1 tRNA gene and 1 rRNA gene are annotated in these 307 nt (G+C 47.2%); both read right to left on the bottom strand.

Annotated elements, in window-relative coordinates:
- Window positions 1–44 precede the first annotated feature (44 nt).
- Window positions 45–120 (bottom strand) — tRNA-Glu (locus H5300_RS27280).
- A gap of 122 nt (window positions 121–242) precedes the next feature.
- A 16S ribosomal RNA gene (locus H5300_RS27275) occupies window positions 243–307 on the bottom strand; the annotation flags it as partial.

Genomic DNA, 307 nt, shown 5'->3' with positions numbered 1-307 from the left:
TTGATTAAAAGTCAACTGCTCTACCAACTGAGCTAACGACCCAATGGTATCCCGTAGGGGAGTCGAACCCCTGTTACCGCCGTGAAAGGGCGGTGTCCTAGGCCTCTAGACGAACGGGACACTGCAATTTATCTCCACTTTAAAAAGTAGAAACAAACTTCGAAGAACTTGGGAGTTCTTCATCTCTTTGCTTTTCTAAACCTAATCAATCTGTGTGGACACTCATCGTGACTATCTTCGTATAAGGAGGTGATCCAGCCCCAGGTTCCCCTAGGGCTACCTTGTTACGACTTCACCCCAGTCATGA

It is taken from the genome of Vibrio sp. SG41-7, from assembly GCF_014164465.1.
GTDB lineage: Bacteria > Pseudomonadota > Gammaproteobacteria > Enterobacterales > Vibrionaceae > Vibrio > Vibrio splendidus.
This window is presented reverse-complemented; position numbering and strand designations above follow the sequence as displayed.